The organism is Luteimonas gilva, assembly GCF_005239095.1.
GTDB lineage: Bacteria > Pseudomonadota > Gammaproteobacteria > Xanthomonadales > Xanthomonadaceae > Luteimonas_C > Luteimonas_C gilva.
Genome location: NZ_SZUA01000001.1, coordinates 1,584,164 through 1,605,798, shown reverse-complemented (window position 1 = coordinate 1,605,798; position 21,635 = coordinate 1,584,164). Strand labels below are relative to the sequence as shown.

At 67.3% G+C, this 21,635-nt stretch carries 10 protein-coding genes; 6 read left to right on the top strand and 4 right to left on the bottom strand.

Features of this window, described 5'->3' with window-relative positions; translation table 11 throughout:
- The first annotated feature begins 6 nt into the window (after positions 1-6).
- The 3 genes from FCE95_RS07600 (at position 7) to FCE95_RS07590 (ending at position 7,807) form a co-directional block, all read left to right on the top strand.
- The gene (locus FCE95_RS07600; protein ID WP_223266812.1) at positions 7-3,777 is read left to right on the top strand and encodes a TonB-dependent receptor; all 3,771 of its coding nucleotides are present in this window, start codon (positions 7-9) and stop codon (positions 3,775-3,777) included.
- A 52-nt stretch (positions 3,778-3,829) separates the two neighbouring features.
- Positions 3,830-5,704: a DUF11 domain-containing protein gene (locus FCE95_RS07595; protein ID WP_189644661.1), complete on the top strand. Its 1,875-nt coding sequence runs from the start codon at positions 3,830-3,832 to the stop codon at positions 5,702-5,704.
- Positions 5,705-5,944: 240 nt separating this feature from the next.
- Positions 5,945-7,807 (top strand): DUF11 domain-containing protein, encoded by a 1,863-nt coding sequence (locus FCE95_RS07590; RefSeq protein WP_189644660.1) that lies wholly within the window; start codon positions 5,945-5,947, stop codon positions 7,805-7,807.
- A gap of 110 nt (positions 7,808-7,917) precedes the next feature.
- Here the strand turns inward: FCE95_RS07590 and recQ are convergent, their stop codons facing one another.
- Both recQ and FCE95_RS07580 read right to left on the bottom strand, forming a co-directional pair.
- Positions 7,918-9,717: a DNA helicase RecQ gene (gene recQ / locus FCE95_RS07585; RefSeq protein ID WP_137266321.1), complete on the bottom strand. Its 1,800-nt coding sequence runs from the start codon at positions 9,715-9,717 to the stop codon at positions 7,918-7,920.
- Positions 9,718-10,070: 353 nt separating this feature from the next.
- Entirely contained in the window at positions 10,071-10,622 is a 552-nt protein-coding gene (locus tag FCE95_RS07580) for a Dps family protein (RefSeq protein ID WP_137266320.1), read from the bottom strand.
- Between the two features lie 83 nt (positions 10,623-10,705).
- Here FCE95_RS07580 and hrpA point away from each other — a divergent pair, with 83 nt between their 5' ends.
- Positions 10,706-14,758, top strand: coding sequence for an ATP-dependent RNA helicase HrpA (gene hrpA, locus FCE95_RS07575; protein ID WP_137266319.1), 4,053 nt, complete (start codon positions 10,706-10,708; stop codon positions 14,756-14,758).
- 249 nt (positions 14,759-15,007) lie between these two features.
- Here the strand turns inward: hrpA and FCE95_RS07570 are convergent, their stop codons facing one another.
- On the bottom strand, positions 15,008-15,496 hold the full coding sequence (locus FCE95_RS07570; protein WP_137266318.1) for a hypothetical protein: 489 nt from the start codon (positions 15,494-15,496) through the stop codon (positions 15,008-15,010).
- A 266-nt stretch (positions 15,497-15,762) separates the two neighbouring features.
- Here FCE95_RS07570 and FCE95_RS07565 point away from each other — a divergent pair, with 266 nt between their 5' ends.
- Positions 15,763-17,913 carry a RelA/SpoT family protein gene (locus FCE95_RS07565; protein WP_137266317.1) on the top strand — a complete coding sequence of 717 codons (2,151 nt, stop codon included), beginning with the start codon at positions 15,763-15,765 and terminating at the stop codon, positions 17,911-17,913.
- Between the two features lie 167 nt (positions 17,914-18,080).
- A complete protein-coding gene (locus FCE95_RS07560) occupies positions 18,081-19,532 on the top strand; it encodes a tetratricopeptide repeat protein (protein ID WP_425481295.1) in 1,452 nt (483 codons plus the stop codon).
- On the opposite strand, the gene FCE95_RS07555 is transcribed toward FCE95_RS07560, so the two are convergent.
- The gene (locus tag FCE95_RS07555) at positions 19,516-21,621 is read right to left on the bottom strand and encodes a glycosyltransferase (RefSeq protein WP_137266315.1); all 2,106 of its coding nucleotides are present in this window, start codon (positions 21,619-21,621) and stop codon (positions 19,516-19,518) included. The genes FCE95_RS07560 and FCE95_RS07555 overlap by 17 nt on opposite strands.
- Positions 21,622-21,635 lie beyond the last annotated feature (14 nt).

The window sequence follows — 21,635 nt, the reverse complement described above, 5'->3', positions numbered from 1 at the left end:
AAGATCATGAAGATGAAACTGCTCGATTACACCTTGATCTGCCTGCTTGCGGGCGTCGCCTCGCAGGCGCGAGCGCAGGAAGAGAATCTGCCCGAGAACCGCCCGCAGGCCGTGCCTGCGGCATCGCCGACTGCCCCGCTGACACCCGCCGCGCAGAAACGCGCCGATGCCGATGCTCCGCCGTCGGACGTCGAGTGCACCGGCGAAGGCTGCGCTTCGGATCGCGGCGTGCTGCTGCGCGTGCGCACGCGCGGCGAACGCCAGCCGGCGACCGAAGGCACGAACGCCGCATCGGGTTCCGAAGCGCTGCAGCCCGACCGCCGCGTCACCGTCGCCACCGAAGCGCCCGGCAAAGCCGTGGCGGTGGGCAAGTGGTCGGTGCAATTGCCCAACGGCGGCGTGATCTGGGCCACCGAAGATCCCAATCTCGGCCAGCCGCAGATGAACGCGTCGGCGCCGAGCCTGGTCGCGTTCGACGGGCAGCGCATCGTCAAGCCGGTGCAGTTCTACGTCTACAACAATTACTCGGCTTTCATCCAGCGCTCGGAAGTGCGGGTGTACCGCGCCAGCGACGCCGACCTGGTGTCGCCGATCGCCACCGTGCCGCTGAAGGCCGGCGCGGTCAGCAGCACCGAATGGGACGGCGCTTTGCCGGCGGATCTGGAACTGCGCGCCGGCGACGAGCTGATCTACATCGTCCGCGCCTACGGCGAAGGCGGCAGCTTCGACGAAACCTATCCGCGCCGCCTGCAATTGGTGAAGCCGGAAGAAGCCGAACGCGGCCAGCAGCTGCTGCGCGATTCCGTGCAGAAACAATTCGGCACGCCGTTCACCGCCGAGCAAGCGCAAGCGCAAAGCCTGGTCGACCAAGTGTTCGGCCAGAACAGCCTGCGCCAGCAGAACATCGCCATCTACGGTTCGCGCATCCGCATCCAGGGCCGCAATCTGCCGGAAGGCTATTCGGTCGAGATCGACGGGCAGAGCCAGCCGGTCGATCTGGAACGCAAGCTGGTGGCCGAATATCTGGTGCCGGTGGGCCGGCATCAGTTCCACTTGGCGCTGACCGGCCGCGACAAGCGGGTGATCGAGCACACGCTCGATGTCGACGTCAGCGGCAAGTATTTCTTCGGCGTGGCCATCGCCGACCTCACCGCGTCCAAGAACAAGGTGAGCGGCTCGGTCGAGCCGCTGGCCAACGATCCGCGCCTGAAGGACGACGACTTCCTGGTCGAAGGCCGCCTGGCCTTCTATATGAAGGGCAAGCTGAAGGGCAAATACCTGGTCACCGCGCAGGCCGACACGCAGGAACGCGAAGTCAGCGAGCTGTTCGACGGTTTCTGGGACGCCGACCCGCAGGACGTGTTCCGCCGCCTGGATCCGGACCTGTATTACCCGGTGTACGGCGACGACTCGGTGGTCTACCGCGACGTCGACACCCAAGGCCGCCTGTATTTGCGCGTCGATTGGGACAAGAACCAGGCGCTGTGGGGCAATTTCGACACCGGCATCACCGGCACCGAATACGGCCAGTATTCGCGCGCGCTGTACGGCGGCGCCTTCAGCTGGCGCAGCCGCGGCAACAATGTCTGGGGCGAACCGGGCAGCGAATTGCGCGCGTTCGGTTCCGAGGCGCAGACCGCGCCCGGCCACACCGAATTCCTCGGCACCGGCGCCAGCGTCTACTTCCTCAAGCACGGCGACGTGCTGCCGGGTTCGGAGCGCGCGGTGATCGAGCTGCGCGACAACACCACCGGCCGCGTCGAAAGCCGGGTCGAGCTGCAGAGCGGCGCCGATTACGAAATCGACGAGCTGCAGGGCCGCATCATCCTGACCAAGCCGCTGCTGACCCGCGCCGACCGCGCCAACCTGCCGCGCCTGACCACGGACGCGCCGCTCGACGGCCTGACCCAGGTGCTGCTGGTCGATTACGAATACGTGCCCAGCGGCTTCAATCCCGACGAAGTCACCGCCGGCGTGCGCGGCAAGCACTGGTTCGGCGACCACCTCGGCGTCGGCGTGACCTACGTCGACGAGAACCGCGCGGGCGACGATTATTCGTTGAAGGGCGCGGACGTCACCTTGCAAGCCGGACGCGGCACTTACCTGAAATTGGAGCATAGCCGCACCGAAGCCACCAGCGCGCCGGTGTTCTTCTCCGACAACGGCGGCTTGAGCTTCACCGAGATCAACTCCGGGCTGGGCGCGCGCAAGGGCGAAGCCCGCGCCGCCGAGGCGCGCGTCAACTTGAAGGAATTGGGTTGGACTTCGCTCGACTGGTCCGCCGGCGCCTGGTGGCGCGAAGTGGACGCCGGCTACTCGATCACCCGCTTCGACCAGGGCTTGGACATCGAAGAAAAGGGCGCCGAACTATTGGGCCTGGTCACCCAGTCCTTCCAGCTGTACGCGCGCTACAGCCGCGCCGAACGCGGCTTGGAATCGCTGACCCAGGCGCAGCTCACCGGCGAATGGCGCATCGACGACGCCAGCACGCTCAGCGGCGAATTGCGCCGCGTCGACGAGGAGCGCGCCTCCGGCCCGTCCGCGGACGCGGTCGGCACGCTGGCCGCGTTGCGTTATCTGCGCCGCTTCGGCAGCAATCTGGAGCTGTACGGCACGGCGCAGAAGACCGTCGACGACGACGACGGCAAATACGCCGACAACGACGCCGTCGCGCTGGGCGCCAAGTACCTGTTCGGCGAGCTGTCCACGGTCGGCGCGGAAGTCAGCAGCGGCGACCGCGGCGACGCGGCGCAGGTCAACGCCGAATACCGGCTCACGCCGGACCATTCGTTCTACGGCGCCTACACCTATTCGACCGACACCACCGAATACGACCCGCTGTTCAACAGCCGGCAGAATCCGGGCTGGACGCTCGGCCAGCGCTGGCGCCTGTCGAACCAGGTCAGCCTGTTCAACGAAAGCCAGTTCCTGAAGGCGCCGAACGAAAGCGGTCTGGCGCACACCTTCGGCATGGATTTCTTCCCGGGCGAAGGCTGGAATCTCGGCTTCACCCTGCAGACGGCGAATTTGGATGCGACGGTCGGCGAAGTGAACCGCGATGCGGTCAGCCTGAGCGGCGGCCGCACGTCCAACGACACCCAGTGGCAGAGCAAGTTGGAATGGCGCCGCGACAGCGGCGCGGAACGCCGCGAGCAGTGGGTGACCACCAACCGTTTCCTGCACAAGCTGAGCGAAAGCTTCCGCATCGCCGCGCGGGTCAACTACTCGAAGACCACCGACGAACTGCAAGCTTCGGCCGGCGCCAAGTTCGTCGAAGCCAACTTGGGCTTCGCCTGGCGTCCGTTCGACAGCACGCGTTGGGCGCTGCTCGGTAAGTACACCTATCTGTACGACGTGTCGGCGCTGGAGCAGATCGGCGACAACATCGCCTTCTACGACCAGCGCAGCCAGGTGCTGTCGCTCGAAGGCGTGTACAACCCCGACAACCGCTGGGAATACGCGGCCAAGCTGATGCGGCGCGAAGGCGAAGTGCGCTTCGGCCGTTTGGAAGGGCAGTGGGCCGACGCGGCCGCCACGTTCGCCGCCGGCCAGGTCCGCTACGAGTTCGGCGACCGCTGGCATGCGCTGGGCGAGTACCGCTGGCTGGACGTGACCAGCGGCGGCACCCGCAGCGGCTTCCTGATCGGCATCGATCGCGACATCGGCGCCAATTTCAGGATCGGCGTGGGCTACAACTTCACCGATTTCAGCGACGACCTGACCGATTTCGATTACGACCACAAGGGGTTCTTCCTCAACGTGGTGGGCAAATACTGAGAACCGGCGCGATGCGGACCCGGTCCGCATCGGCCGCATGACGGGAAAGAAGATGCGCAACCCCATCCGCCTGTACGCTGCAATGCTGGTTTTGGCGCTAGTCGCCCAGACCGCCTACGCGTCCTCCGTGATCCGTTCCTTCACGCCTCGCTACTCGACCACTTCGCGCGGCGAGTTGGTGCTGATAGGCAATGCCAACATGAGCTGCCCGACCGGCGGGGGCTGCGCGGCGGCGCGCAACGGCACCGGCACGAACAACAACAACAACAGCTACACCATGGCGTATCAGAACGCAGACAGCGTCGCGACCTCGCCGGCCAACTCCAGCACCGCCACGCTCACCATTCCGGGCGGCAGCACCGTGCTGTTCGCCGGGCTGTATTGGGGCGCGGACACGTCGGCGGGCAGCGGCGGTTCGGCGGCGCCCAGCGCGGCGGCGCGCAACTCGGTCCGCTTCGCGACGCCGGCGGCGGCTTACGCGTCGATCACCGCCAGCCAGGTCGACGTCAGCGGCACGCGCTATGCCGGTTTCGCCGACGTGACTTCGCAGGTGCAGGCCGGCGGCAGCGGCACTTACAAAGTCGCCGGCATCCAAGCGGGCACCGGCGAAGACCGGTACGCCGGCTGGTCTCTGGTCGTCGTGCTGCGCAATCCTTCGTTGCCGCCGCGCAACATGGTGGTCTTCGACGGCTACGCCAACATCAATTCGTCGAACCCCACATCGGTCACCACGGCGGTCAGCGGCTTCCGCACGCCGCCCACTGGCGCGGTGACCACGCAGATGGGTTTCGTGGCCTACGAAGGCGACCTAGATTCCACCGGCGACCGCTTCCAGTTGAACGCCACAAACCTGTCCAATGCGGTGAATCCGGCCGACAACGCCTTCAATTCGACCATCTCCAATCTCGGCGCGCTGGTCACCAGCCGCAATCCGAACCACCGCAACAACTTCGGTTTCGACATCGATCTGTTCGGCACCAATGTCCTAGGCAACAACGCCACCAGCGCCAACCTGACCTTCACCACCGGCGGCGAAACCTATTTCCCTTCGGTGGTCACGTTCCAGACCGACGTGTTCGAGCCGGTGATCCTGTCCAACGTCACCAAAACCGTCAGCGACGTCAACGGCGGCACGGTCCAGCCGGGAGACGTGCTGGAATATACGATCGGCTTATCCAACACCGGCAACGACGGCGCCACGCAAATGGTGCTGACCGATCCGATTCCGGCCAATACGACCTACGTGCCCAATTCGCTGGTGATCGCCAGCGGCGCCAACGCGGGCAACAAGACCGACGGCACCGGAGACGACCAAGCCAACTTCACCTCCAACCAAGCGGTGTTCCGCCTGGGAACCGGCGCCAACGCCACCGTCGGCGGTACGGTCGATCCCGGCGAGACGACCACGGCGCGCTTCAGGGTCACGGTCAACGCCGGCGTGGCCGACGGCACGGTGATCAGCAACCAGGGTACCGTCAACTTCGTGTCGGAAACCCTCAACGAAGCGGCGAACGGCCCCACGCCGGTCGCCAGCGTGACGGTGGCCAACGTCGCCGATCTGTCCATCACCAAAACCAACACGCCTGCGTCGGGTCCCGCCGACCAGCCCGCCGACACGGTGTCTTCGGGCACCGCGACCACCTACACGCTGCGCATCGTGAACGCGGGCCCCGCGACGGTGGCCAACGCCGTGGTCACCGATACGCCTGGGGCGGGAATCACTTGCCCGGGCGCGTTGGGAAGTACCGTCGTCGCTTGCAATGCGACCAGCTCGCCGGCGGGAGCTACGACCTGCCCTGGCGCCGGCGCATTGACCACCGCGAACCTGTTCGGCGGCGGCATCGCCATTCCCAGCATCGCGGTCAGTCCGAATCCTGGAGCGCCCAACAATGCCGTCACGCTCACCTTCTCGTGCACCGTGAACTGACTTTCACATTCTTCGGCACTCGCGGAGGCTAGGCCGTCTCGCGGCCTCCGCCATTGACGGGCGCGCGCACCAGTGCGCTAAATAGGCCCGCCAGCTATGCGCGCCGTCGCTAGCCACGGCGGGCGAGCCGCTGATGCGGCCAACCCCCGGCAAGCGATCAGGATGCGCTGAGTACGGAGGGACAGAATGGATTGCGCGCCCGACACGATCCGGAAGAGGCGAGCCAAGCTGCCCTTCGCCATGCGTTTATGGCTCGCAGCCATCGCGGCCTGCGCGACGGGTTTCAGCGCGGCTCCCGCCCAAGCCCAGGTCCAGCGCACTTTCGTCAATCTGGGCTTCGAGCAGCCCGCACTGACCGGCAGCAACTGCTATCTCATTTTCTCCGCCACCGCAGTGAACGGTTGGACCACCAATCATCCCAACAACGCGGTCAGCGGCAGTTGCAGCCTGGCCGGACAGACGCCGGGCGCGATCGTGACTCAGCCGGTCGAATTCTGGCGAGGACCGAGCTTCAGCGGCGTGCCGCCGCGCGCCGGACTGCAGCATGCGGAGCTCAATGCCTACGTGGCCTCGCGGCTGTCGCAGAACATCTGTCTTACCACGGGCGAACGCATCGATTGGCGGTTGAGCCATCGAGGCCGTAACGTGACCGCCGACGTGATGAATTTCAATATCGACAGCACGGCGAACACCGTCGCCGTCATCACGAGCGATACCTTGGGCGGCGGCGGCAATCCGGTCTGCGCCAGCAGCGGGCCGATCGACAACCTCAGCTGCTCGGTCGCGGCGGCACCCAACAATTGGCGCGATTTTTCCGGCAGCTTCATCTGGAACGGCACCACGAACAACCACAGCTTCGGTTTCGAGGCGATCGGCGGCACCGGTTCGGGCAATTTCCTGGACGAGATCCAGGTGACCTTGAGGCCCTACGTCGAGTTCACGTCCTCGACTTTCGTCACCCGCGAAGGCCAGGCGATGACGCTGCCGACGATCCGCATCACCGGCACCGTGCCCGCGGGCGGCATCACGGTGTTAGCCACCATCACCGGCGGCACCGCGTCGCGACCCGACGACTACACCACTGCCAGCGGGACGGCGACCGTCAATATCGCGGTACCGCAAGGCGTCTACGACAATAACCTATTCACCGTGCCGATCGCTTCGATCGTCGACGACACGGCGATCGAGAACAACGAGACGGTGACTTTCGAGCTTCAGTCCGACACCGCCAATTACACCCTGTCGTCCACCAGCACCTGCGGCACCGCGGCCATCACCGCGGCCACCCTGACCATCCAGGACAACGACGTCGACTTGCGCACCACCAAGACGGTGAATACGAGTACGCCCGCGCCGGGCGGCACGGCCGTGTTTACGGTCGCCTACCAGAACAACACCGCCCAACCGACCGTCGGCGATACCACCATGCACGACGCGACGGCGACGCTCGCCGATGCGCTGCCCGCGGGCTTCACCGCTTTCTCCTGGACTTGCGCCGCGAGCGGCACGCCCGCACCGGTCTGCCCGGCCGCCAGCGGTACGGGCCCGATCAACACGGCCGCGACCTTGCCGGCCGGTATCGGCGGCGCGGCCGGCGGCACGCTGACCTACACCGTCACCGGCACCTTGGCGACCACCCAATGCACCTCCACCACCAACACCAGCACGGTGACGGCGACGGGCGCGATGGCGGAAGGAGCCTCGGCGCAAGCGGGCTTTCCGACACCGGCTCCGGGCGGCACGGCCAACAACCCGGCGACGGCGGCGGTGGATCCGGTCTGCGCCGATTTGTCGATCGCCAAGACCAACAACGCGACCTCGGTGACGTCGGGCACCATCACGACCTACGACATCGTGGTGAGCAACGCCGGCCCCGATGCGGTGGCGAACGCGATTTTGACCGATCCGTCGCCGACCAACCTCAGCAACTGCGTTCTGGGCGCGCCGGCTTGCGCGGTGAGCGGCGGAACCGCGACTTGTCCTACGGTCGGCGCCGCTGCCGGGCAGTTGTCGATCGCCAATTTGCAGGGCGCGGGCGTGTTGATTCCGTCGATGAATCCGGGGGGCAGTTTGACTTTCAAGATCGCGTGTACGGTGAATTAGCTGGACTCTCTTACTTAATATTGCGGTAGCCGTTTTTTATCCGCGAAAAGCCGAACCCTCTCCCTGGCGCTTCGCGCCTTTCCCTCTCCCGCGGAGGGGAGAGGGAAGAACTACGCACCTTGCACCGCGGCCAATACCTGTTCGCCGTAACGCGCGAGCTTGGTGCCGCCGATGCCGCCGATCGACGCCAATTCGTCCAGCGTGGCCGGACGCCGCTCGGCGATGCTGCGCAAGGTGCTGTCGTGGAAGATCACGTAGGCGGGCACGTTCTGTTCGCGCGCCAGTTGCGCGCGCAAGTCGCGCAAGGCGTCGAACAGGGGTTGGTCCGCGGCTTGCAAGACCGCGCTGGCGGGCGTTCGCGCGGTTCGTTCGCGCTGCTTCTTGCGCGGCATTTCCAGGCGCAGCATCACCGTGCGTTCGCCGCGCAAAATCTCGCGGCTGGCCGGGGTCAAGCGCAAGCCGCCGAAGCCTTCCGCATCCACTTCCAGCCAGCCGCCGGCGACCAGCTGCCGGAGCACGCTGCGCCAGGTGCCGGCGTCGAGATCCTGGCCGACGCCGAAAGTGCTGAGCTGGTCGTGGCGGAACTGGCGGATGCGTTCGTTGTCGACGCCGCGCAGGATGTCGATCAGGTGCATCGCGCCGAAGCGCTGGCCGCTGCGGTACACGCAGCTCAGCGCCTTTTGCGCGGCTACCGTCGCGTCCCAGGTCTGCGCCGGCTGCAGGCAGTTGTCGCAGTTGCCGCAAGCCTCCGGATACGTCTCGCCGAAGCTCGCCAGCAACACTTGCCGCCGGCAGCGCATCGTTTCGCAATAGCCGACTAAGGCGTCGAGCTTGCGCCGCTCCAAGCGCTTGCGTTCTTCGCCGGCTTCGGACTGCTCGATCATCTGCTTGAGCAGCACCACATCGCCCAGGCCGTGGCAAAGCCAGGCCTCGGCGGGTTCGCCGTCGCGGCCGGCGCGGCCGGTCTCCTGGTAGTAGCCTTCGATCGACTTGGGCAAATCCAGATGCGCGACGAAGCGCACGTCCGGCTTGTCGATGCCCATGCCGAAGGCGATGGTCGCCACCATCACCACGCCGTCCTCGCGCAAGAAGCGGCGCTGGTTCGCGGCGCGCACGCCGGCATCCAGCCCGGCGTGGTAGGGCAGGGCGTCGATGCCCATGCCGGCCAGCGTTTCGGCGGTCTTCTCCACCTTCTTGCGCGACAGGCAATACACGATGCCCGACTCGCCGGCGTGCGCGGCGAGGAAGTCGCGCAATTGGCGGGCGCTGTTGTCCTTCTGCACCACGTTGTAGCGGATATTGGGACGGTCGAACGAGCTGACGAAACGGCGCGCGTCCTCCAGCTGCAGGCGTTCGGCGATCTCGCGCTGGGTGGGCGGGTCGGCGGTCGCGGTCAGGGCGACGCGCGGCACCTGCGGCCAGCGTTCGTGCAGGACGGTCAGCTCGCGGTATTCGCGGCGGAAGTCGTGGCCCCATTGCGATACGCAATGCGCTTCGTCGATCGCGAACAGGGCGATCCGGCTGCGTTCGAGCAGCGATAGGAACGAAGCGGTGAGCAGGCGTTCCGGCGCGACGTAGAGCAGGTCGAGCTCGCCGGACAGCAGCGAACGCTCGATCCGCGCCGCTTCCCCGGCTTCCAAGGTCGAATTGAGATAAGCCGCGCGCACGCCGAGCTGGCGCAGCGCTTCCACCTGGTCCTGCATCAGCGCGATCAGCGGCGACACGACGATGCCGCAGCCTTCGCGCAGCAGCGAGGGGATCTGGTAGCAAAGCGATTTGCCGCCGCCGGTGGGCATCAGCACCAGCGCGTCGTTGCCTGCGGCGACGTGTTCGACGATGGCGCCCTGTTCGCCGCGGAAATCGGAATAGCCGAAGACGGTCTGGAGCAGTTCGCGGGCGCGGGAGGGCATGGGCAAAGGATAACGTCGCTGCCCGAGGGGCGCTAAGGGAGAATCTTGTCGCGCCTTCGGAATTTCCCGATCTCGCGCGACTGCCCCCTCTCCCGCTCGCGGGAGAGGGCTGGGGTGAGGGCGCGCAGAGCCTCAGATCGCACCAAACAAATGTCATCCGGTGGATATCTACCGGTTCCGGTATTCGTCGAGGTTGCGATTCCGCTTGCCCTCACCCAACCCCGCTCTGTGTCCGGCTCGTGCTTTTCGCACGGGCGCTCGACGGCGCGCGGCGGTGCCGCGCAAGCAGCGCCGCTTCGCCCGCAAGCGGGAGAGAGCCAAGCAAGCGGCGGCGGGGGCGCTGTGCCGGGGGCTTACTGCAACAACGACCGCAGCATCCACGCGTACTTCTCGTGGGTCTGCAGACGTTGGGTCATCAGGTCCACGGTGGGGTCGTCGTCGCCGCCCTCGGCCACATCCAGCGTTTTGCGCGCGGTGCGGCAGACGGCTTCGTTGCCGATCACCAGCTGGCGCACCATGTCGCGCCAATCCAAGGCTTCGGTCAGGCCGGGCTCTTCCTTGATCGAGGACAGCTTGATGAACTCGGCGTACGAGCCCGGCGCGTTGAAGCCCAGGGCGCGGATGCGTTCGGCCACGTCGTCCAGCGCGTTCCACTGCTCGGTGTATTGCGTCTCGAACATGAGATGCAGCGCGTTGAACATCGGTCCGGTGACGTTCCAGTGGAAGTTGTGGGTCTTCAGATACAGGGTGTAGGCGTCGGCCAGATAGACCGACAGGTTTTGCGCGATCTTCTTGCGATCCTTGGCGTCGATCCCGATATCGATGGCCGGGCCGCGATCGCCGGGGCCGGGCGAAGCGGCCGGATTCGGTTGAGCGGCGGGCTTGGCGGTCTTGGTCTTGGCCATCGGGTCTCTCCGGGGAATGGGATGCGTCACAATAGAACGTGGCGGCGAAAACGCGAAATGCAATATTGCTGTCGGAACGATCGATGAAGCCTATAGCCACCCATGCCAGCGCTGCGTCAACGCAGGCGCGGCGCGCCATCGACGGCGCCTGCAGCCGCGACGCCGCGCGCCTGCATGGATTGTGGCGGCGCTGGCAGACCCGGCCGGACGATGCGAGCCTGCGCGATGCGTTCGCCGCGGCCTTGGCCGAGTCCGTCGCTCGCCGCGAAGCGCGCGCCGCGCGCCTGCCGCAGGCCGAGGTCGATCCGGCGTTGCCGATCGCGGGCGAAGCCGAACGCATCGTCGAGCTGATCCGCAAGCATCCGGTGGTGGTGATCGCCGGCGAAACCGGTTCGGGCAAGACCACCCAATTGCCCAAGCTGTGCCTGGCCGCCGGCCGCGGCGCCGCCGGCATGATCGGCTGCACCCAGCCGCGCCGGATCGCCGCGCGCGCGGTCGCGCGCCGGGTCGCGGAAGAATTGCGCACGCCGCTCGGCGGCGCGGTCGGCTACCAAGTGCGCTTCAACGAGAACGTCGGCGCCGATACGGCGGTCAAGTTCATGACCGACGGCATCCTGCTCGCGGAAATCCAATCCGACCGTTGGCTGTCCGCCTACGACACGATCATCGTCGACGAAGCCCACGAACGCAGCCTAAACATCGATTTCCTGCTCGGCTATCTGAAGCAGTTGCTGGGCAAGCGTTCCGACCTGAAAGTGATCGTGACCTCGGCCACGATCGACACCGAGCGTTTCTCGCAGCATTTCGGCGACGCGCCGGTGGTGAACGTGGAAGGCCGCGGCTATCCGGTGGAAGTGCGCTACCGCCCGCTCGAAGGCGAAGGCGAGAACGAGGGCGAGCGCAGCGTGCTGGACGGCATCGTCGCCGCCTGCGACGAAATACTTTCTGAAAGCCGCGCCCGCGACCGCTCGATGGGAGACACGCTGATCTTCCTGCCCGGCGAACGCGAGATCCGCGACGCGCACCAGGCGCTGGAGCGGCGCAAATACCGCCATACCGAAGTGCTGCCGCTGTACGCGCGGCTGTCGGCGCGCGACCAGGACCGGGTGTTCAATCCCGGGCCGCAGCGGCGGATCGTGCTGGCGACCAACGTCGCCGAAACCTCGCTGACCGTGCCGCGGATCCATTACGTGGTCGATCCGGGCCTGGCCCGGGTCAAGCGCTATAGCCCGCGCCAGAAATTGGATCGTTTGCACATCGAAGCGATCTCGCAGGCGAGCGCCGACCAGCGCAAAGGCCGCTGCGGCCGCGTCGCGCCCGGTACCTGCTTCCGGTTGTATGCGCAGGCAGATTTCGAATCGCGTGCGCAATACACCGACCCGGAAATCCGCCGCGCAGCGTTGGCCGGCGTGATTCTGCGGATGCTGTCGCTTGGGTTGGGGCGGATAGAGGATTTCCCGTTCCTGGAACCGCCCGATCCGCGCGCCATCGCCGACGGTTGGCAACAGCTGCACGAGCTCGGCGCGGTGGACCCGGAGCGCAAGTTGACCGCGATCGGGCGGACCATGTCGCGCTTGCCGGTCGACGTGAAGCTGGCGCGCATGCTGGTCGCCGCGCAAGCGCACGGCTGCCTGCAGGAGATGCTGACGATCGCCTCGTTCCTCGGCATCCAGGATCCGCGCGAACGCCCGGCCGATCAGCGCGCCGCGGCCGACAACGCCCATGCATTGTTCGCCGACCCGAAATCCGAGTTCGTCGGCATCCTCAAATTGTGGGAAGCCTATCGCGAAGCGCACGAAGCGATGACCCAGTCGCAATTGCGCAAATGGTGCGAGAAGCATTTCCTCGGCTTCCTGCGCATGCGCGAGTGGCGCGAGCTGCACCGGCAGCTGAAGCTGCAGTGCGAGGAGCTCGGATGGGGCGACGTCGCTGCAAAAGGCAGCGAAGCCACCCCCCCTTTGAAAAAGGGGGACAGAAGGGATTTACGCGCCAATGCAGTTGCGACGAAACGGCAAGAGCAAAAGCAAATTCTCCTGGATCCCCCTTTTTCAAAAGGGGAGGAACAGCACACCGCAAAGGCTTACGCTACGCTGCACCGCGCCTTGATCGCCGGCCTGCCCACCCAGATCGGCCAGCTTACGGAGCGCGGCCAGTACGACGGCCCGCGAGGCCGCAAATTCCAGTTATTCCCCGGCTCGCCGCTGGCGAAAAAACCGCCGCCTTGGGTCTTGTCGGCGACGCTGCTCGATACCGAGAAAGTGTGGTCGCTGACCAATGCCGCGGTCGAGCCGGAATGGGCGATCGAAGAACTCCCGCACCTGCTCGCGCGGCGACAGCACGATCCGCGCTGGTCGCGCTCGCAAGGCCGCGTGGTCGGAAGCGAACAGATCAGCCTGTTCGGCCTGGTGCTGGCGCCGAAGCGGCCCATCCATTACGGCGCGCTGTTTCCGGAGGAAAGCCGCGTCATCTTCGCGCGCGAGGCGTTGGTGCCGGGCGAGATCAACGCGCGCAGCGCTTTTCTGCCCCGCAACCTGAAAACCTTGGAAGCGGCGCGCCAGGAAGAAGCGAAGCAACGGCGCAGCGGTCTGGTGGTCGACGAAGAGTGGATGGCGCAGTGGTATCTCGACCGTTTGCCGGCCCATGTCCACAACGCGCAAGCGCTCGACGCCTGGTATGCGAAGCTGCCCGAAGCGGAAAAGGCGGCGTTGGAATGGACGCGCCAGGATTTGCTGGTCGGCGACGAGAGCGAAGCGGCGCGGTTTCCGCCTTATTTTTCCGTCGGCGATGCGCGATTGGCGGTGCGCTACCGTTTCGAGCCCGGCGCGCCCGACGACGGCATGACTTTGGCGGTGCCGCTGCATCTGCTCAATGCATTGGATGCCGCGCGCCTGACTTGGCTGGCGCCGGGTTTCGCCGCGGACAAGGCGGCGGCGCTGATCAAGTCGCTGCCCAAGGCGCTGCGCCGCAATTTCGTGCCCGCGCCGGATTTCGCCCGCGCCTTCGTCGAAGCGCATGCGCAACCGGAGCCCGACGCGTTCGCCGGAGCGCTGGCGAGATTCCTGCGCAAACTGACCGGCGTCGAAACGGCCGCGACCGATTTCGACGAAGCGGGGATAGAGCCGCATCTGCGCATGAACCTGCGCCTATTCGACCGCGACGGCAAGACGGTGCTGGCCGAGTCGCGGGACCTGGACGAATTGCGCGTGCGCTTCGGCGAGCGCGCCGAGCGCGCGTTCGCGGCGCAGGCGGCGCAAGGTTTGGCGCAGCGCGGCTTGACCGCTTTCCCGGAGCGGCCGATTCCCGCGTCCGTGCCCGGCGCGGCCGGCGTGCCGGCCTATCCGGCGCTCGACGCCACCGGCGACGGCGTCGACTTGGCGGTGTACGCGCAACGCGAGGAAGCGCGGCGCCGGCATCCGCGCGGCGTGCGCCGGCTGCTCGCGATGGCGCTCGCCGACAAGCTCAAGCAGGCGCGCAAGCAATTGCCGGCGCAGCCCAAGACCGCGCTGCTGTACGCGTCGATCGAATCGGCCGCGCCGCGCCGCGACGGCGGCAACGACGGCGATCGGCTGCGCGCCGATCTGGTCGACGGCGCCTTCGCCGCGCTCGCGGCCGAGGGCTTGGAATCGATCCGCGACGCGGACGCGTTCGCGCAGCGGCGCGAGGCGATCGCCAAAGCCTTGTTTCCGGAAGCCACCGCGCGTCTTCGCCAGGCCGAAACCATCCTCGGCCTGGTCGCCGAGGTGCGCGCCAAGCTCGATTCGGAATTGATCGGCTGGGCCAGCGGCAATCTCGACGACATGCGCGCGCATTTGGCCGCGCTGACGCCGCCCGGATTCCTGCGCGACATGCCCGCGGCGGCTTTGCGCGAGTACCCGCGCTACCTGAAAGCTTTGGCTTTGCGCTGCGAGCGCGCCTTGCGCGATCCGACCCGCGACCAGGCGCGGATGCTGGAAATCAAGCCGTTCGTGGATGCGTTGGCGGCCGCTTCGGCGGACGAAGCGGCTTCCGGCGAGTGGCAGACGCTGCGCTGGGAGCTGGAGGAATTGCGCGTGTCGCTGTTCGCGCAGGAGCTGGGCGTGCGCGGCGGCCCTTCGGCGAAGAAGTTGACGCAGAGGTTTGCCGGATTGCGGAGTTAGCTTTTTCCTCCCCCCTTGTGGGGTGAAGAGGCATGCTTGCGAAGCATTGCTTCGCATGCCTCTGAACGCCCTCGCGCAAGCGAGGGCCGGGGCGCGCAGCGGGATGCCCGAAGGGCAGGGGAGGGGGCGCGAGCGGAGCGAAGCGTGTTTTTGCTGTTGCTTGTAGCGACCCGCCAAAAGCCGAACCCTTTCCCTGGCCCTTCGGGCCTGTCCCTCTCCCGAAGGGGGGAGGGTAAGAGCGCAACGTCGCTACTGGATGCGCTCGACCCGCGGACGCGGCGCATCTTCGTCCACTTGGAAGAACCAGCGGCCCATCATGCCCGGGGCCACTTCGATTTCCGGCGATTGCAGCGGTTTGTTCAACTTCATGCTGCCTTTGAGCACGCGCCAGCGCTGCCCGTTTTCCAGTTCGAAAACGGTGCCCGGGCCCCATTCCTGGATCGAACCTTTGAGCCGGCTGCGCACGGGCTGGTCGTCGCCGATGAAACCCGCGCCGGTCGGCGGCGGAGAGGCCGGCGCCGCCGCGGTGACCGGCGTTTGGGCGGCCTTGCGTCCGAGCCAAGCGTTGAGATGGGCCAGTTCGGCCGCGGACAGCTTGTCCAGGCCGGCGGCTTTGAATTCGTCGGCCGTCATCTGCCGTTCGATGGGCGCTTCTTGCGCGATGGCGTGGGTGGCCAGGCTGAGAAAAAGGGCGCAAACGAACAGTCGGAACACGGATAGGCGGAGCGGTTGTTTCATGGCGGCCTGGCCTCGGGGTGGTTATGCCCGAGTGTAATGGCAATAGGCGATGCGGCTATGACGGGCCGAGCTGCCCACCCAAGCCGAGGCCGGCTTCCGTAGAGTCGAGCCTGCTCGACTGCTTTTCTTGCAGGATCTTTGCGGTATTGGAAAGGGAGTCGAGCAGGCTCGACTCTACGAAAAACGGCGTACGCGGCCGCCCGGACGCAACTCGGCGATGCCTTCTTGGCATTGCGCCGACGGTGCGGTGCGGTAGCCTGTGGCCGATGGCCGCTACTCCCCCGACTCATGCTGCGATCGACGCGCTGCTGGCCTTGCCCGCTGCTTCCGCGATCACGCCCGGGCTCCGTGAAACCCTGCGCGCAGCGGCGACCGCAAACAGCGAAGCGACGCTGCGCGATCCGCTGCCGGTGCTGGCCGATACGCTCGCCTCGCTGGCCCTGCTCGGCGGCGACGGCGAAGTGATGGCCGCGGCGATCCTGCATGTAGCGCCGGAATGGCGCGAGAAGGCCGAGCCAGCCCTGCAACGCGAGCATCCGGCCGTCGCCGCCCTGCTCGAAGGCCAACGCGCCGCCAACCAGGTGTGGGCCTTGCACGCCGAGCATGCGGGGGCGGGCAACAGCGAAGGCTTGCGCCGGTTGCTGCTGGCGATCGTGCGCGACTTGCGCGTGGTGCCGATCCTGCTCGCGCGGCAACTGGCGCGGCTGCGCGCGGCCTCCGATCTGCCCGAAGCCGAACGCCGCGCGCTGGCGCAGCTGACCCGCGACATCCATGCGCCGCTGGCCAACCGGCTCGGCATCTGGCAGCTGAAGTGGGAGCTCGAGGATCTCGCGTTCCGCCATCTGGAGCCGGAAACCTACCAGCGCATCGCGCGTTTGCTCGACGAAAAGCGCAACGACCGCCAGCGCTACATCGAACGCGTCAAGCGCGACCTCCAGAGCGCGATGAAGGCGCAGGGCTTGGCGGTGGAAGTCGCCGGCCGGCCCAAGCACATCTACAGCATCTGGAAGAAGATGCAGAAGAAGGACGTGCCGTTCGGCGAGCTGTACGACCTGCGCGCGGTGCGGGTGCTGGTCGACGACGTGCCCGCCTGCTACGCCGCGCTGGGCGTGGTGCACGCGATCTGGACCCCGATCCCTAGCGAGTTCGACGACTACATCGCCCGCCCCAAGCGCAACGACTACCGATCGCTGCACACCGCCGTGGTCGGCCCGGACGGCAAGACCCTGGAAGTGCAGATCCGCACCCGCGAAATGCACGCGCAGGCCGAACTCGGCGTGGCCGCGCACTGGCGCTACAAGGAAGGACGCAGCGCGGCTGCCGACGCGGCGCTCGACCGCAAGATCGGCTGGATGCGGCGCTTGCTCGAGCAACGCGACGACAACGCCGATCTGATGGGCGAGATCGACGCCGAGCTGATCGAGGATCGGATCTACGCGCTGACGCCGCGCGGCGAGGTGATCGACTTGCCGCAGGGCGCCACGCCGCTGGATTTCGCCTACCACGTGCACACCGAAGTCGGGCATCGCTGCCGCGGCGCCAAGGTCAACGGCCGGATCGTGCCGCTGGACCACAAGCTGCGCAGCGGCGACCGGGTCGAAATCCTCACCGCCAAGACCGGCGAACCGCGGCGCGACTGGCTGGTGGCGGCGAACGGCTTCCTGGCGAGCGGACGTTCGCGCGACAAGGTGCGCGCCTGGTTCCACAAGCTCGACCGCGCGCGCAACGTGCAGGCGGGCAAAGAGCTGCTGGACAAGGAATTGAAGCGGCTCGGATTGCAGAACGCCGAGCTGGCGCCGGTGCTGGCCAAGTTCAACGTCGCCAGCGTCGACGAGTTGCATGTGCAGGTCGCGCTGGGCGACGTCGGTCCGCATCAGGTCGGCCGCGCGCTGCACGACCTGGAGCGCGACCAAGCCGAGCCCGCGCCGGTTTTGCCCGCGCCTTCGCGCAAAGTGCGCAAGACCGGCGCCACGTCGGGCTTGACCGTGCAAGGCGTCGGCAATCTGCTGGTGCAGATCGCGCGCTGCTGCCAACCGCTGCCGGGCGAGCCGATCGTGGGTTATCTGACCCGCGCCCGCGGCGTGTCCGTGCACCGGCCCGATTGCCCGGCCTTCCTGCGCTTGGCCGGCAAGCAGCCGCAGCGCGTGCTGCCGGTCGAATGGGGCGGGACGAGCGGCGGCTACGAGGTCGACGTGCAATTGCTGGCGCTGGACCGCAAATGGCTGTTGAAGGACTTGACCAATTTGATCGCGCAGGAGAACGCGCACGTGGCCGACATCCACAGCCAGGCCGAACGCGGCAGCGGCAGGATCCGGCTGCGCTTGCGGCTGCGCGTGGCCGATTTCGGACAGCTGTCCACGCTGCTTGGCAAGCTGTCAGGGCTGCCCGGTGTGGAGGAAGCGCGTAGAGCCGGCTGAAGCGGCGCTGTTATGCTCGAGGCGTGAGCGCGCCACGCGACGACCGAACCCAGAGCCATGCCGGCGACGGCGCTTCGCGCGGCCGCACGGAACCTCGCCTGGGCTGGCTGGAGGGCGTGCGTTTCCGCGATCCCGCACGCAAGCCGGGCCGCGCCGAAAAATTTCCGATGGCCGTGTGGGCGCTCGCGGCAGCGGTCCTGCTGGTTTTGGCGACCTTCCTGTTCCGGCAGCCCTTGGCCGATTGGCTGTGGCCCGAAACCCGCGCCCAGACCTTGCGCGAACAGGCCGCGCAGGCGCTGGCCGCGGGCCGCTTGAGCGCCGAAGACGGCAGCGGCGCGCGCGAACTGTACGAAGCGGCGCTGGCCTTGGATCCCGACCGCAACGAAGCGCGCGAGGGCTTGATGCAGGTCGCCGCGGCAGCTTTGCGGCAGACTCGCGCCGCGATCGCCGATCACCGCTACGCCGATGCGCACGACGCGCTCAAGCTGGCCCGCGCCTTGTCCGCACCGCGCGCGGAAACCGACGCGGCCGCTGCGCTCTTGCGTCGCCAGGAAGCCGAGCATGCGGGCATCGACGGCTTGCTGGCCCGCGCCGCCGCGGCCCGGTCGCAGGGGCATCTGGACGACGGGCCCGACGCTGCGTTGCCCTTGTATCAGCGGATCCTTGCGCTGCAACCCTCGCGCACCGAAGCCTTGGAGGGCCGCGAGGATGCGCTGGCCGATCTGCTGCAGCGCGCGAATGCGGCGCTCGACGGCGGCAAGCCGGAAGAGGCGGCGGCGCTGATCGCGCGCGCGCGCGAGTACGATCCCGGCCACGTCGATCTGCCGGCCGCGCAGGCGCGCTTGGCGCGCGCGATCGAATCGGTTCGCCAGCGCGCGGATCGCGATCTGCGCAACGGCAAGATCGATGCGGCTTTAACGGGCTATCGCGAGCTGCTGCGGATCGACGCGGCCGATGCCGCGGCGCAGGCGGGCGTCGAGCGCAGCGGCCACGCCTATCTCGAACGCGCCGAACGCCGCGCCGCCGATTTCCGTTTCGCGGAAGCCGAAAAGGATCTGCGCGCCGCCCGCGATGCGCTGTCCGATCCGGCGGTGCGCGACGCCGCGCGCCGCATCGACCGCGCGCGCAAGGCGCACTCGCGCACCGCGCCGGCGATGCCGGCGGCCGAGCGCGGCCGGCGGGTGCGCGCGTTGCTGGCCGAAACCGACCGCGCCGCCGCCCGCGGCGATTGGTTGACGCCGCCCGGCGACAGCGCCTACGACAAATTGCGCGCGGCCCAAGCCTTGGCTCCGGCCGATCCCGCCGTCCGCCGCGCCGCGGCGCGCGCGCTGCCCGAAGTGCGCCGCTGCTACGAAGACGAATTGCGCGGCAACCGCTTGCGCCGCGCGCAAGCTTGCTTGGAGGCGTGGCAGCAATTGCAACCGAGCGATCGCGCCGTGCGCGGCGCCAGAACGCGGCTGGCGCAGCGCTGGCTCGCGGTCGGCAACGAACGACTGGGGGCCGGAGAGATCGCCTTCGCCGAAGCCGCTGTGGTCGAAGCGCGCGCTTTGGATGCGCATGCGCCGGGATTGGACGAATTCGCCGAGCGGGTGAAGACGGCCGCTAACGCGGATCGTTGAAAAAAATCCGGCGCACCGCATCGCGCGCCGCGTCCGGAGAAAAATGGCGCGTCACATTGTCCAAGCCGTTCCTGGACAAGGTCTCCCACAGCGCTGGGTCCTCGTACAGGCGCAGCACGGCGGCGGCGAAGTCCTGCGCCGACTCGGCCACCAGCACGTCGTGGCCGTCGCGCAAATGCATGCCCTCGACCGCGCAAGGCGTGGCGACCACCGGCTGGCCGTGGGCCATGCTCAGATTGACCTTGCCTTTCACCCCGGCGCCGTAGCGCAGGGGCGCCAATCCTATCCTCGCGCCATCCATGTACGGATCGATGTCGGGCACGTGGCCGTGCACCAGCACGCCTTCGCGTCGCGCCAAAGCCAGCACCGATTCGGGCGCATGACTGCCGATGCAGTGGAACCGGATGTCGGGACGCCGTTCGCGGACGCGGGGCAAGACTTCGTTGGCGAACCACAGTACGGCATCCACGTTCGGCGGGTGCCGGAACCCGCCGACGAAAACCAAGTCGCGGCGCTCCTCGAAGGAAGATCCGGGCCGCGCGGCGCGGTGCAGGTTGGACAGCAATTCGACGCGCGCCGAGGGCGCGTCTTCGGCCAATAAGGCGCGCTCCGTGTCGCTGACGACAAGCGTGGCGTCGGTTTGCGCGATCACGTCGAGTTCGAGCTTGCGGGTGAGCCGCGCGCTGCGCATCAGGGCGGGATCCTTGCTCAATTCCGCGCCGCGCATCTCGCGCAGATAGTGCAGGTCCACCGAGTCGAACACGACCCGGGCCTGCGGCGCGTACTTCCGCAACAGCGGAACCAGTTCGCGCGCCACGTAATGGCGGCTCACCATCACCGTATCGAAGCGGTGGCCGTGCTGGCGCAGCCATCCCGGCGCGCGGCCGGCGAAGGGCGCATACCAGGCCTCGACGCCGATATGTTGCAAAGCTTCGGTGTAAGCGCCCGCATGCGCCCGGTTGAGCGGGTAGAAGGCCACATGCGCGCCTTCGTCGATCAGCAGGCGCATGAGGTTGGCCATGCGCAGCGATCCGGAATCCTGGTCGGGGGTCGGCGTCAGCGCGTCTACGATCAGGACCTGCCGGCGGTAGAGGTGGCGCGTCGCGTCTTCCACGGACGTTTCGTGGTCCGGCTGCGTCGCCATCTTCTCGCGCCAGCGTTCGAAGAATTTTTCGGCGTTGCGCGTTTGGTAGGCTTTCACGCCTTTGCGCGTGTCGGTGCCGGACGTGGCGCCTTCCTTGTGCACGACGCGCGATGCCGGCTGATACAAGACATCCAATCCTGCCGATCGCACTTTGAAGCCTATGTCGGTATCTTCGTAGTATGCCGGAGCGTAATAGGCGTCGAAGCCGCCGAAGGACGCGAAGTCGGATTTCCTGATCGCGATCGCGGCGCCCGAACAGTAATCGACCCGGCGCAGATAAGTGAACCGCGGGTCGAAGGGCGATTCGAAGCGGCCGAGGTTGTCGGCGCGTCCGTCGTTGCGGACGATGCCGCCCGCTTCCTGCAGGCGCCCGTCCGGAAACAGCAATTGCGCGCCGACGAGACCGGCTTTCGGGTGCTCGTCGAAAGCCGCCAACAGCGCGTCGAGCCATCCGGGTTGAGGCGCCGTATCGTTGTTCAGAAACACGAGGAACTCGCCGGCGGCCCGGGCGGCGCCGTCGTTGCAGGCCGCGATGAAACCGCCGTTTTCCGAGCGCCGGTGATAGCGCAGTCCCGCGACTTGAAGCAGCGCGGAGGCGGTCTCGTCGCTGGACCCGTCGTCGATCACGAGGATCTCGCACGCGGCCGACGGGGGATGCGCGGCGAGGGCGCGCAAGCATGCCAGCGTGTGCGCGAACTGGTTGTAGACCGGGATGACGATGCTCGCTCGCGGCGCCGGACTGTGCGGCACCGCGAACGGCGCGAACGGCGTTTCTTCCGGCAGATAAGGCTGGAGACGGCGCTGCGCAGGGACGCGGTGGAACTGCGCTTTGACCCGTTTCCAACTCGCCCGCCATCCGCGGGTCCGCAAGCTGGCCAGTCCGCGACGCACCAGGCCGAACGCGCGATCGAACAGGAAGCGCGCCTCGGCCAACGAAAACGACATGCTTGCAGAACTCC

Coding starts and splice junctions, on each gene's coding strand:
- FCE95_RS07570 (WP_137266318.1), bottom strand. CDS start 15,496: ATGAAACAACCGCTCCGCCTATCCGTGTTCCGACTGTTCGTTTGCGCC.
- FCE95_RS07600 (WP_223266812.1), top strand. CDS start 7: ATGAAGATGAAACTGCTCGATTACACCTTGATCTGCCTGCTTGCGGGC.
- FCE95_RS07590 (WP_189644660.1), top strand. CDS start 5,945: ATGCGTTTATGGCTCGCAGCCATCGCGGCCTGCGCGACGGGTTTCAGC.
- FCE95_RS07565 (WP_137266317.1), top strand. CDS start 15,763: ATGGCCGCTACTCCCCCGACTCATGCTGCGATCGACGCGCTGCTGGCC.
- FCE95_RS07560 (WP_425481295.1), top strand. CDS start 18,081: ATGGCCGTGTGGGCGCTCGCGGCAGCGGTCCTGCTGGTTTTGGCGACC.
- FCE95_RS07595 (WP_189644661.1), top strand. CDS start 3,830: ATGCGCAACCCCATCCGCCTGTACGCTGCAATGCTGGTTTTGGCGCTA.
- hrpA (WP_137266319.1), top strand. CDS start 10,706: ATGAAGCCTATAGCCACCCATGCCAGCGCTGCGTCAACGCAGGCGCGG.
- recQ (WP_137266321.1), bottom strand. CDS start 9,717: ATGCCCTCCCGCGCCCGCGAACTGCTCCAGACCGTCTTCGGCTATTCC.
- FCE95_RS07555 (WP_137266315.1), bottom strand. CDS start 21,621: ATGTCGTTTTCGTTGGCCGAGGCGCGCTTCCTGTTCGATCGCGCGTTC.
- FCE95_RS07580 (WP_137266320.1), bottom strand. CDS start 10,622: ATGGCCAAGACCAAGACCGCCAAGCCCGCCGCTCAACCGAATCCGGCC.